This is a genomic window from Ideonella lacteola (assembly GCF_038066555.1).
Taxonomy (GTDB): domain Bacteria; phylum Pseudomonadota; class Gammaproteobacteria; order Burkholderiales; family Burkholderiaceae_C; genus Ideonella; species Ideonella lacteola.
Genome location: NZ_JBBUTG010000001.1, coordinates 549,005 through 561,292, shown reverse-complemented (window position 1 = coordinate 561,292; position 12,288 = coordinate 549,005). Strand labels below are relative to the sequence as shown.

Genomic DNA, 12,288 nt, shown 5'->3' with positions numbered 1-12,288 from the left:
CGTCGAGCCCTGCACCCGCACGCCACCCCAACGTGCGCCAACAGCCCGCCGCGACGCGGGCTGTTGTCATTTCTGGGCTCCATCGCAGGACCCATCCCCCATCAGAGGAGCCTTGGATGCCGCATGCCGCCAGCCTGATCACCACCCTGGCCGCCGGCTTTGCGCTGGCGTTGGTGCTGGGATTCGTGGCGGTACGCCTGCGTCTGCCCGCACTCGTGGGCTACCTGCTCGCGGGCGTGGCCATCGGGCCCGCCACGCCGGGGTTTGTCGCGGACGGTGTCATCGCGGCTCAGTTGGCCGAGATCGGCGTCATGCTGCTGATGTTCGGCGTCGGCTTGCACTTCTCGGTGGCCGACTTGCTGGCGGTCCGCCGTGTCGCGTTGCCTGGAGCCATCGCGCAGATGGCGGTTGCCACCGCCTTGGGGGCGGGTATCTCCACACTCTGGGGCTGGTCGTTCGGGGGCGCGATCATCTTCGGGCTGTCTCTGTCGGTGGCGAGCACGGTGGTGCTGCTCAAGGCCTTGGAAAGCCGCGGCATCGTCGATTCGGCGAATGGCCGCATCGCCGTGGGCTGGCTGGTGGTCGAAGACCTGGCGATGGTGCTGGTGTTGGTGCTGCTGCCCGCACTCGCCCCCTTGCTGGGCAGCGAGTCGGTCGGGGCCCATGGGTCCGAGTCCGGTGAGGGATTGGCCTGGACACTGGCGAAGACGCTCATCCAGGTGGGCGGCTTTGTCGCGTTCATGCTGATCGTCGGCCGGCGCCTCTTTCCCTGGGTGCTCTGGCAGGTGACCAAAACCGGCTCGCGCGAGTTGTTCACGTTGTGTGTCGTGGCGGCGGCCGTCAGCATCGCCTATGGCTCGTCAGCGCTGTTCGGGGTGTCGTTCGCCTTGGGCGCCTTCTTCGCCGGCATGGTGCTGCGCGAATCCGAATTCAGTCAGCGGGCCGCTGAACAGACCTTGCCGTTGCAGCATGCCTTCGCGGTGCTGTTCTTTGTGTCCGTCGGCATGCTGTTCGACCCTGCCGTGCTGATCGAGCGGCCGATGCAGGTGCTCGCAACGGTGGCGATCATCATCGTTGGCAAGTCTCTGGCCGCCGCCGTGTTGGTGCTGGTGCTGCGCTACCCGGTGAAGACGGCCCTCACCGCTTCTGCCAGCCTGGCACAGATCGGCGAGTTTTCATTCATCCTCGCCGGCCTGGGCCTCTCCCTCGGGCTGTTGCCGCCCGAAGGGCAGAGCCTGGTGGTTGCCGGTGCGCTGATCTCGATCGCACTGAATCCGGTGACTTTCAGCCTGATCGAGCCGATCGAGCGCTGGATTCAACGCCACCCGCGCATGGCCCGTCGGCTGGATCCTGCCGAAGATCCGCTGGCGGCGCTGCCCATGAATACCGAGGCGAAGTACCTGGCCAATCAAGTCGTTCTCGTCGGCTGGGGGCGGGTGGGCCAGCGCATCGCTGAATCGCTCTCGGAAGAGGCGGTACCCTTCGTCGTGGTCGAGCAAAACCGCGATGCGGTCGAGCGGCTGCGAACGCAAGGTCAGGCCGCGGTCTGGGGAAATGCCACCGAGCCCGAGGTGCTGGTCCAGGCCCACATCAAGGATGCCCGTGCGCTGGCCATCGCCACCCCGGAAACGGTTCACGTGCGCAAGATGGTGGAAACGGCCAGGACGCTGAACCCCGGAATCCAGATCGTCGTGCGCAGCCACAACGCCGAGGAAGCCGAACTGCTGCGGCAGGAAGGTCACGGCACGGTGCTGGTGGGCGAGCACGAGTTGGCAAGATCGATGACGAGGCACGTGTTGGTGGCGGTCGCCCACCGACCGGCCAGCTCAGCGGCTGGGCTATAATCCAACGTTTTTCCACGTTCCCGGCCACTTCTTTACCCACCGCGGCGAAGACAGCGACCGGCGAATGAGGCCCGGTAAGTGCGCTCGCATGGTGCGGCGTGGCTGCCAACGATCTCCGCGAAAGGTTTGCGACATGAAAGAAGGCATCCACCCCAACTACCGCGATGTGTGCTTCGTGGATCTGTCCAATGGCTTCAAGTTCGTGACGCGTTCGTGCGCCCCGACCAAGGAAACCGTGAAGATGGACGACGGCCGCGAACTGCCGCTGTTCAAGCTGGAAACCACGAGCGAGTCGCATCCCTTCTACACGGGCCAGCAAAAGAGCGTCGATACGCTGGGCGGCCGCGTCGAGAAGTTCCGCAACAAGTTCGCCCGCGTCGGCATCAAGAAGTGATCCTGGGCCGTCGAGCCCGCATCGCTTGCAAGATCTGAAAGGCAGCCTACTCGGCTGCCTTTTTCATTGGCGCGCCCGGTCGCGCCGCTCTGCCTTGGCATGATGCCGCCCGTGAACCAACCCACTCCCGCCCTCGTCACCCAGCGGGCCGCCCAGCGACTGCCCCGCGTGGCGCTGGTGCTCTTTTGCGCCGCCTACCTGCTCCCCGGGTTGTTCGGCCGCGATCCGTGGCGCAATGCCGACCTGACCGCCTTTGCCACGATGCTGGGCATGGCCGAGGGCCGCACGCCGTGGATCTCGCCCACGCTGGGCGACCTGCCGGCAGAGACCGCCCTGCTGCCCCACGCGTTGGGCGCGATGTTCATCAAGCTGCTGGGTTCCTGGATCGATCCGGCCCTGGCGGCCCGCCTGCCCTTCGCCGCCCTGCTCGCGCTGACCCTGGCGCTCGTCTGGTACGCCACATTCAACCTCGCGCGCACCGACGCCGCCCAGCCGGTACCCTTTGCATTTGGCGGCGAGGCCGACCCGGTGGACTATGCCCGCGCACTGGCTGACGGCGGGCTGCTCGCGACGATTGCCACGCTGGGCCTGCTCCAACTGGGCCACGAAACCACGCCCGAACTGATGCAACTCAGCGAGGTGGCACTGTGGCTGTGGGCGCTGTCGGCGGCGCCCTACCGATCCACCGCGGTGCGGCTGGCCGTGTTGCTCGCCTTGCCCGCGTTGGCCAGCAGTGGCGCGCCCAGCATGGCCATGGCCCTGGGCGCGACAGCCCTGTTGATCGTGCTCCGCTCCAGCTACGCCAGTGTCCGCGCCCTGTGGCCGTGGCTGTTGGCCTCGATCGCCGTGGCCGCCGGCGTGGCCACCTTGCTCGGAGCGTGGCAGCTCAGGATGGCGACGCCCAGCGCAGCAGGCACAACGCGCCTGCTGCTGTGGTTTGCGTGGCCGGTTTGGCCGTTGGCCCTGTGGACACTGTGGCGCTGGCGCCAACACTGGATGCGCCGCCACATTGCCGTGCCGCTAGCGACGGTCGTGGTGGGCGTGCTGTCATGCATCGCGATGGGGGGCTCTGATCGGGCGCTGATGCTCGCGATGCCCGGCATGGCGGTGTTGGCCGCCTTCGCGCTGCCCACGCTCAAACGCAGTGCCGGATCGGCGATTGACTGGTTCTCCGTCTTCTTCTTCAGCCTGGCTGCACTGGCGGTGTGGGTGATCTACCTGTCGATGCAGACCGGTATCCCGCCCAAGCCCATGGCCAACATCCAACGGCTGGCACCGGGGTTCGTGCCTCGCTTCTCCGTGATCGAGCTGGTCGCGGCTGCCGCAGGCACCTTCGCCTGGTTGTGGCTGGTTCGGTGGCGCACCTCCCGGCATCGGCATCCGCTGTGGAAGAGCCTCGTGCTGCCCGCCAGCGGCGTGGCACTGGCCTGGTTGCTGACCATGACACTGCTTCTGCCCCCGCTGGATTTCGGCCGCAGCCCGCGCCCCCTGATGGAACTCGTCAATCAACAGGTGCCTCTCGGGGCCTGCGTGCGAGCGCCAGGCATGTCACGCGCCAACGTGGCCGCCCTCGAAGTGTTCGGACGGCACAAGGTGCTGACCACGGTCAGCCCTCAAACGGAAGTCGCTCACTGCGACCATCTGCTGCTCAGCTGGCGCGGCAATGCCGTTGCCCCTGAAGCCCCGGCGGGATGGCGATTGGCAATGAAGCTGCGTCGGCCTGGCGAGCGCAGCGAGCAGATGGGCATCTACTTGCCGCAGCGCGGCCCACTTACGAGTGCAGAGCCAACTTCGACACCTGCTGCCGAACCCGCATCGCCGGCAGCACCAAGGTGAACGTCGATCCCTGGCCCGGCGTGCTCTCGATGAGCAGCTCGCCCCCGTGCCGCTGAACGACATGTTTGACGATGGCCAACCCCAGGCCCGTTCCGCCGGTGTCGCGTGACCGGCTGCCATCGACCCGGTAGAAGCGCTCTGTCAATCGCGGCAGGTGTTCCGCAGCAATGCCCGGCCCGGTGTCCTTCACGACGATCTCGCCGGCGCCTTCGGGACGCTCTTGCCAGCGCACATCGATCCTGCCGGCCTCCGGCGTATAGCGCACCGCGTTGCTGACCAGGTTCGTCACGGCGCTGATCAGCTCGGATTCGTTGCCGGCCAGCTCGATGTCAGGGCCCCAATCGAAGCTGAACTGATGGCGGCCGGCCGACAGCCCGCGCGCATCGTTCTCGACCGCGGCGCCCAGGCGCGACATCGGCAACCACGCGTCCGAGGGAGGACGAGGGCTGCCCTCCAGCCGGGCCAGGGTCAGCAGGTCACCGACCAGGGATTGCATCCGCTGCGTCTGTTGCCCCATCAACGCCAGCACACGCTTGCGTTCGACCTCGGACAGCGGCAGGTTTGTCAACGTCTCGACGAAGCCGGCCACCACCGTCAGGGGCGTGCGAATCTCATGCGACACGTTGGCCACGAAGTCGCGTCGCATCGCATCGGCACGCTCGCGCTCGGTGATGTCCTGCGTCAGGACCAGGCGCTGACCATCGCCATACGGCCGCACGATCACCGAGAGCAACCCGCTGCCGCCGGGCTGGGGAATCTGCACCGGATGGTCGAAGGCCTTGGACTGCAGCATCGTCACGAAGGCGGGCGCGCGCACGAGGTTGGTCACCCGCTGGCGCAGGTCGCGCTGCCTGTCCAGCCCCAGGTGATCGGCCGCCAACGCATTGCACCATTCGATCTGCTCGCTGGCGTCGAGCAGCAGCACGCCATTGGGCGACGCCTCGACGGCGGACAAGAACTGTGCGAGCCGGTCGCGCTCGACCGCGGCGCTTCGCTCGCGCGAGCGAAGCGCACGCTCGACGCGAATGGCCATCTCGCCCCAGAAGCCGCCCATGCGCGGTGGCTCGCCCCCGATCGCGCCGGCCAACCAGCCCAACAGCTGGTGGCCACGCCAGACGTCACGGGCTATGAAGATCAGCAATCCGCCGCAAACCCCCGCCAAAGCGCAGGCCAGCGCCCAGGACTCGCCCCAATGCAGCGCGTGGCCCAGCAAACCGCCTGTGACGGCCAGCACGAACACCAGCAAGGCGCGCAACCAGATCCACGACATCAGCGGCTCCCGCCGTGCCGCCTGCGGCCCGCGTTCACGCGGCCGAAGCGACAGCTTGCTGGCTCAGCCGGTAGCCAGCGCCCCGCACCGTCTCGATCATCGAGGCACATCGGGCCGGCAACAAGGCCTCGCGCAGCCGCTTCACGTGCACATCCACCGTCCGCTCCTCGATGAACACATGATCGCCCCACACGCGGTCGAGCAGTTGCGCGCGGCTGTGCACGCGCTCGGGGTGGGTCATGAAGAAATGCAGCAGCCTGAACTCGGTGGGCCCCAACTTCAGATCCACTCCCTCGCGGCTGACACGTCGGGTCGACGGGTCCAGCTTCAAGCCACCGATCTCGACGACGGTGTCCAGAGCCTCCGGCACGCGGCGGCGCAGCACGGCCCGGATGCGGGCCAGCAGCTCCTGGGTCGAGAAAGGTTTGGTCAGGTAGTCGTCGGCCCCGGCGTCCAGGCCTGCCACCTTGTCCGTCTCATCGGCACGGGCCGTGAGCATGATGATGGGCAGTTCACGCGTCCGGGCGTCTGCGCGCCAGCGGCGCGCCAGTGCCACGCCGGATTGCCCGGGCAGCATCCAATCGAGCAAGACCAGGTCGGGCAGGACAGCGTCGACAGCGACCATCGCCTGGTCGGCGTTCTCGGCCAGCGTGACCTCAAAGCCGGCATGGCGCAGGTTGATCGCGACCAGCTCGGCGATGGCCGCTTCGTCTTCGACCACGAGCACGGTGGGCATGGGTGTGTTTCTCCGTTCGTCGGGCAGCCGGTGCGCGTCAGTTGCGGTTCAAGGCGATCGTCTCGACCGCTTCGACCGGGTTGTGGCGCACGTCCTGACCCTTGACGATGTAGATGATCTGTTCAGCCAGGTTCTTGGCGTGGTCGCCCACACGCTCGATGGCCTTGGCCACGAACACCAGGTCGATGCTGGCCGAAATGGTGCGCGGGTCTTCCATCATGTAGGTGATGAGCTTGCGCATCAGGCCGTCGAACTCAGCATCGATCTGGTTGTCGTTCTTGATGACGTCCAGCGCCTGCACCGTGTCCAAGCGCGCGAAGGCGTCGAGCGCCTTTCTCAGCGACGCGGTGGCGAGCTTGGCCTCGAACGACACATCACCCACCGGCAGCCGCAGACGACTGAAGACGCCCGTGTTGATCAGGCGCTGCACGGTGCGGGCAATGCGCGCGGCCTCGTCGCCCACGCGTTCGAGGTTGCCGATGGTCTTGCTGATGGCGATCAGCAGGCGCAGGTCACGCGCCGTCGGCTGACGCCGCGCGATGATGGCCGAGAGGTCTGCATCGATGTCGACTTCGAGCTGATTGACCCGCTCCTCCATCTGCAACACCTGGGTCGCCGTCTCGGCGCTGAAGTTGGTCAGCGCGTAGATGGCCTGAGCCACCTGCGCCTCGACCAGCCCGCCCATTTCGAGCACGCGCGTGGAGACCCCGCTCAACTCGGCGTCGAACTGGGTGGAGAGATGCTTGTCGGACATGGTGTGTGGTTCTCCCGTTCGATCAACCGAAGCGGCCGGTGATGTAGTCTTCAGTGTCTTTCTTCTGCGGCTTCATGAACAGGTCACGCGTCGGGCCGAACTCGACCAGATCGCCCAGGTACATGTACGCGGTGTAGTCGGAAACCCGCGCAGCCTGTTGCATGTTGTGCGTCACGATGACCACGGTGTAGTCGCTCTTCAGCTCGTGGATCAGTTCTTCGACCTTGCCGGTCGAGATCGGATCCAGCGCCGAACAAGGCTCATCCAGCAGCAGCACCTCGGGCTTGATCGCGATGCCGCGCGCAATGCACAGGCGTTGCTGCTGGCCGCCGGACAGCCCCGAACCGCTCTGCCCCAGCTTGTCCTTCACCTCATTCCAGAGCGCGGACTTCTTCAGCGCCCACTCAACGCGCTCGTCCATCTCGACACGCGACAGGTTCTCGAACAGCTTCACGCCGAACGCGATGTTGTCGTAGATCGACATCGGGAACGGCGTGGGCTTCTGGAAGACCATGCCGACCTTGGCGCGGATCAGCGACACATCGAGCCGACGGTCCAGCACGTTCTCGCCATCGACCAGGATTTCGCCCTCGGCACGCTGCTCGGGATACAACTCGAACATGCGGTTGAAGGTGCGCAGCAAGGTTGACTTGCCACAGCCCGACGGACCGATGAAGGCAGTCACCTTCTTCTCGGGGATGTCGAGGTTGATGTGCTTCAGCGCGTGGAAGCTGCCGTAGTAGAAGTTGAGGTCACGAACCGAGATCTTGGCCTTCTCGGTCACCGACAGTTCGACTTTCGCGTCCATGGGAACTCTCGCGTTTCGATCAGTTTTTGTTGCGGAACAGCACGCGCGCGAGGATGTTCAGCGCGAGCACGCCCAGCGTGATCAGGAAGACACCCGCCCAGGCGAGCTTCTGCCAGTTCTCATACGGGCTCATGGCGAACTTGAAGATGGTCACAGGCAGGCTGGCCATCGGCTCACCAAGATTCGAAGTCCAGAACTGGTTGGACAAGGCAGTGAACAACAGCGGTGCGGTTTCGCCCGAGATGCGAGCCACCGCCAGCAGTACACCGGTCAACACGCCCGCCCGGACGCTCTTGAGGGTGATCGCCAGGATGACCTTCCACTTCGGCGTGCCCAGCGCATAGGCCGCCTCGCGCATGGCATTCGGGACGAGACTGAGCATGTTCTCTGTTTGGCGGATCACCACCGGGATAACGATCAACGCGAGGGCCAGCACGCCGGCCCAGCCCGAGAAGGACTTGAAGCGGGACACCACCACCGCGTAGATGAACAGGCCGATCACGATGGAGGGCGCGGACAGCAGGATGTCGTTGATGAACTGGGTGGTACGCCCGAGCCAGGTGCGTTGTCCGTACTCCGCCAGATAAACGCCCGCCATGATGCCGATCGGAGTACCCAACAGCGTGGCCAACGACACCATCGCCAGTGAGCCGAAGATCGCATTCGCCAGGCCACCGGTTTCTGCCTGGGGTGGCGGTGTCATCTCGGTGAAGACCTGCAGACTGAGCCCGCCCAGGCCGAGGTGGACCGTCTCGTAAAGGATCCAGATCAGCCAGAACACGCCGAACGCCATCGCACCGAGCGACAGGGCAAGCGCCACCACGTTGACGCGCTTGCGCCGGCGGTGCATCGCCAGGCGTGCCGGATCGAAAGTGGCAAGAGAACTCATGACTTGCTGCCCTCGCTCTTCTTCAATTGGGCCAGCAAGATCTTCGAGAAGGCCAGCACGACAAAGGTGATGAAGAACAGCACCAGGCCGAGGTAAATCAGCGAGGCTTGGTGCAGGCCTTCGCCGGCTTCGGCAAACTCGTTCGCCAGCGCCGAGGTGATGCTGTTGGCCGCCTCGAAGACGGAGATGGAATTCAACTGGTTCATGTTGCCGATCACGAAGGTCACCGCCATCGTTTCGCCCAGTGCACGGCCCAGGCCCAGCATGACGCCGCCCACCACCCCTGTCTTGGTGTAGGGCAGCACAACGTTCCAGACCACCTCCCACGTCGTCGAGCCCAGGCCATAGGCGGACTCTTTCAACATGGGTGGCGTGACCTCGAAAACATCACGCATCACCGAGGCAATGAACGGGATGACCATGATCGCGAGGATGATGCCCGCCGACAGCAAACCGATGCCCACCGGCGGCCCTGAGAACAGCGCGCCCAGGACGGGCACGCCTTTGAACAGGTGTTGCAGCGGCTGCTGCACATAAGTGGCCAGCAGGGGGCCGAAGACCAGCAGCCCCCACATGCCATAGACGATCGACGGCACCGCGGCAAGCAGTTCGATGGCCACCCCGAGCGGCCGCTTGAGCCACTGCGGCGACAACTCGGTGAGGAACAGCGCGATGCCGAAACTGACCGGAACCGCAATCAGCAGCGCGATGAACGACGTCATCAGCGTGCCGTAGATCATGATCAAGCCGCCGTAGCGGTCTTGGACAGGATCCCATTCGGAGCGCCACAGGAAACTGAGCCCGTACTCGCGAATGGCCGGCGCCGCGCCGGCGAACAGAGACAGCAGGATCCCCAGCAGCAGGGCCAGCGTCAGCCAAGCCGCACCGTGTGCGGCGAGAGCAAACAGCCGGTCGGCCCAAGGGGCACGCACCGCGCGGCCGCCGGGTCGCCCCGCCGGAGAGGATCGTTCCATGGGAAGCTCGCTGGCAATCGGGCTGGCCGGCAGTGTAGCGGTCACCTTGCGTTCCTTCATACGTCGCGCGCCGAGGGCCCGCAGCCTTCGGCCACGGGCCCACCGACGTGGGGTCCGTCGAGTCGTCCTGTCGCCTGACTTACTTATAGGAAACCGGCTTGCCGCTGGCGTCCTTCACCTCAGCCCACTGCTTGTGGACGAGCGCCTTGACGGCATCGGGCAACGGCACGTACTCAAGCTCGCTGGCCATCTTGTCGCCGCTGGCATAGGCCCAGTCGAAGAACTTCAGCGTGGTGCCGGCCTGTTCAGCCTTGGCCTGCACCTTGTGCATCAGGATGAACGTGGCACCCGTCAGCGGCCAGGAGTCCTTGCCCGGCTGTTCGGTCAACACTTGGTAGAAGGTCTTGGACCAATCCGCATTGGCCGCGGCGGCCTTGAAGTTCAGGTCGTCGGGGGCCACGAAGTTGCCGTCCTTGTTCTTCAGCAGAACGTGCGACATCTTGTTTTGCTTGGCATAGGCGTACTCGACGTAACCGATCGAATTGGGCAGGCGCTGCACATACGACGCCACCCCTTCATTGCCCTTGCCACCCGCGCCCGTCGGCCAGTTGACCGCCGTGCCTTCACCCACCTTGGCCTTCCACTCGGCGTTCACCTTGCTCAGGTAGTTGGTGAAGATGAAGCTGGTGCCTGAACCATCTGCGCGCCGCACGACGGCAATGTCAGCATCCGGCAAAGCCACGCCGGCATTCAGAGCGGCGATCGAGGCGTCGTTCCACTTGGTCACCTTGCCCAGGTAGATGTCGCCCAGCACCTGGCCGCTGAGCTTCAGTTGCCCAGGATTGATGCCCTTGACGTTGATGACAGGGACCACGCCGCCGATCACCGTGGGGAACTGGAAGAGGCCGTCGGCCGCCAGTTCTTCGTCCTTCAGCGGCATGTCCGAAGCGCCGAAGTCGACCGTCTTGGACTTGATCTGCTTGATGCCGGCACCCGAGCCGACCGACTGGTAGTTGATCCGCGCGCCGCTGGCCTTGTTGTAGGCATCGGCCCACTTGGCATAGATCGGGGCCGGGAACGAAGCGCCAGCGCCGGTGACGTCCTGCGCCATTGCGCCCTGCGACAGCACCAGGGCGGCAACACCCACCCACACGGGACGAACGAGAGAACTCAGCATGTCATCAACCTTTCTTCAGTGCCCGGCCGGCGCTGTTCGCACCCTCGGCTCGGTTCGGGCGGACTGTAGGAAGGTTTTGTGACAGGGCCGTGACGCGTCGGAGACGGCCGGGGGCGCGACGACGGCAGCTGTGCTGCCGTCATGTGAGTGTCACGAAACTGTCACCGGCAAAATTGCCGTAGAAACGCCAAATTCAGGCAACGTCAGCCAACTCCGCGAATCACTCCAGCGCGGCCGCTGCCATCCGCTCAGCCAGACGTTTGGCCTGGCCGGCATCCTGCGCCTCCACCATGACACGAAGTACGGGCTCCGTACCCGACGGCCGAATCAAAACGCGGCCTGATTTGCCCAGCTCGGCCTTGGCCGATTCGATCTGAGCCCCCAGCGCCGCATTGCGCGCCCAATCGGCCGGATCACGCCCCTCGGGCAGACGCACGTTGATCATGGTCTGCGGAAACAGCACCACGTCCCTGATCAGGTCCGCCAGGGTGCGTGAGCTGCGCTGGACGGCCTGGAGCACCTGAAGTGCACTGACGATGCCATCGCCGGTGCTGTGCTTGTCCAGAGCGAGCAAGTGGCCGGAACTCTCGCCGCCCAGAATCCACCCACGCCGCCCAAGTTCTTCCAGGACGTAGCGGTCACCCACCTTCGCGCGAACCAGTTCAATGCCCTGCGCCGCCAAAGCCACTTCGACCGCCATGTTCGTCATCAGCGTACCGACGACACCCGGGACAGGCTCGCCCAGCGATCGGCGATCCATCGCCATCAGGTAGATCAGCTCATCGCCGTTATAGAGGCGCCCGGCAGCATCCACCAACTGGAGCCGATCGGCATCGCCATCCAGGGCGATGCCATAGTCGGCACCATGCTCCTTGACGGCCGCGATCAGCGCCTGGGGAGCGGTAGCGCCATAGCCGGCATTGATGTTGGTTCCGTTCGGCGAACAGCCAATGCTGACCACTTCAGCGCCGAGCTCGTGGAAGACCGCAGGCGCCACCTGGTAGGCCGCACCATTCGCAGCATCGATCACCAGCTTCAAGCCCTTGAGGGACAGCTCGCCGCTGACCGTGCCCTTGCAGAACTCCACATAGCGCCCCTGAGCGTCGGCCAATCGGCGCGCACGGCCCAGGCGGGCCGAATCCACCCATTGCGGCGGCTCAGCCAGCGCGGCTTCGACCGCGATCTCCCACGTATCGGGCAGCTTTTCGCCCTTCGCAGAGAAGAACTTGATGCCGTTGTCTGGATAGGCGTTGTGCGAGGCGCTGATCACCACGCCCAGGTCCAAGCGCAGGGCGCGAGTCAGATAAGCCACGCCCGGCGTCGGCAGCGGCCCGGTCAGCAGCACATCGACGCCCGCCGACGCAAATCCAGCCTCCAGCGCCGACTCCATCATGTAGCCCGAGATCCGGGTGTCCTTGCCGATCAGTACGGCCGGGGCTCGCGTGCTGCCACGACGTTGCAAGCCCTGCTGCAAGACTCGGCCCACCGCATGTCCCAGGCGCAGTGCGAAATCGGCGGTGATGGGCTCTTGCCCGACGGTGCCGCGAATGCCGTCCGTGCCGAAGTACTGGCGGGTCATGGGTTCACTCCTGTTGTGCTTTGATTC

At 65.3% G+C, this 12,288-nt stretch carries 11 protein-coding genes; 3 read left to right on the top strand and 8 right to left on the bottom strand.

What is annotated here, in order from left to right:
• The first annotated feature begins 116 nt into the window (after positions 1–116).
• From AACH06_RS02370 to AACH06_RS02360, 3 genes are all read left to right on the top strand, one after another.
• Entirely contained in the window at positions 117–1,844 is a 1,728-nt protein-coding gene (locus AACH06_RS02370; protein WP_341423986.1) for a cation:proton antiporter domain-containing protein, read from the top strand.
• Between the two features lie 133 nt (positions 1,845–1,977).
• Entirely contained in the window at positions 1,978–2,238 is a 261-nt protein-coding gene (locus AACH06_RS02365) for a type B 50S ribosomal protein L31 (protein WP_341423985.1), read from the top strand.
• 102 nt (positions 2,239–2,340) lie between these two features.
• Positions 2,341–4,074, top strand: coding sequence for a hypothetical protein (locus tag AACH06_RS02360; protein ID WP_423221976.1), 1,734 nt, complete (start codon positions 2,341–2,343; stop codon positions 4,072–4,074).
• Here AACH06_RS02360 and phoR read toward each other — a convergent pair.
• From phoR to glmM, 8 genes are all read right to left on the bottom strand, one after another.
• Positions 4,010–5,344, bottom strand: coding sequence for a phosphate regulon sensor histidine kinase PhoR (phoR, locus tag AACH06_RS02355; protein WP_341423983.1), 1,335 nt, complete (start codon positions 5,342–5,344; stop codon positions 4,010–4,012). The genes AACH06_RS02360 and phoR overlap by 65 nt on opposite strands.
• A gap of 34 nt (positions 5,345–5,378) precedes the next feature.
• The gene (phoB, locus tag AACH06_RS02350) at positions 5,379–6,080 is read right to left on the bottom strand and encodes a phosphate regulon transcriptional regulator PhoB (RefSeq protein WP_341423982.1); all 702 of its coding nucleotides are present in this window, start codon (positions 6,078–6,080) and stop codon (positions 5,379–5,381) included.
• 37 nt (positions 6,081–6,117) lie between these two features.
• Complete coding sequence (gene phoU / locus AACH06_RS02345; RefSeq protein WP_341423981.1) at positions 6,118–6,834, bottom strand: phosphate signaling complex protein PhoU; 717 nt, start codon at positions 6,832–6,834, stop codon at positions 6,118–6,120.
• 22 nt (positions 6,835–6,856) lie between these two features.
• A complete protein-coding gene (gene pstB, locus AACH06_RS02340) occupies positions 6,857–7,642 on the bottom strand; it encodes a phosphate ABC transporter ATP-binding protein PstB (protein WP_341423980.1) in 786 nt (261 codons plus the stop codon).
• Positions 7,643–7,661: 19 nt separating this feature from the next.
• Positions 7,662–8,531, bottom strand: coding sequence for a phosphate ABC transporter permease PstA (gene pstA, locus AACH06_RS02335; protein WP_341423979.1), 870 nt, complete (start codon positions 8,529–8,531; stop codon positions 7,662–7,664).
• Positions 8,528–9,505 (bottom strand): phosphate ABC transporter permease subunit PstC, encoded by a 978-nt coding sequence (pstC, locus tag AACH06_RS02330; RefSeq protein ID WP_341423978.1) that lies wholly within the window; start codon positions 9,503–9,505, stop codon positions 8,528–8,530. The genes pstA and pstC overlap by 4 nt, the downstream gene beginning before the upstream one ends.
• Positions 9,506–9,644: 139 nt before the next feature.
• Positions 9,645–10,682, bottom strand: a complete 1,038-nt coding sequence (gene pstS, locus AACH06_RS02325) for a phosphate ABC transporter substrate-binding protein PstS (protein ID WP_341423977.1) — start codon at positions 10,680–10,682, stop codon at positions 9,645–9,647.
• Positions 10,683–10,902: 220 nt separating this feature from the next.
• The gene (gene glmM, locus AACH06_RS02320; RefSeq protein ID WP_341423976.1) at positions 10,903–12,261 is read right to left on the bottom strand and encodes a phosphoglucosamine mutase; all 1,359 of its coding nucleotides are present in this window, start codon (positions 12,259–12,261) and stop codon (positions 10,903–10,905) included.
• Positions 12,262–12,288 lie beyond the last annotated feature (27 nt).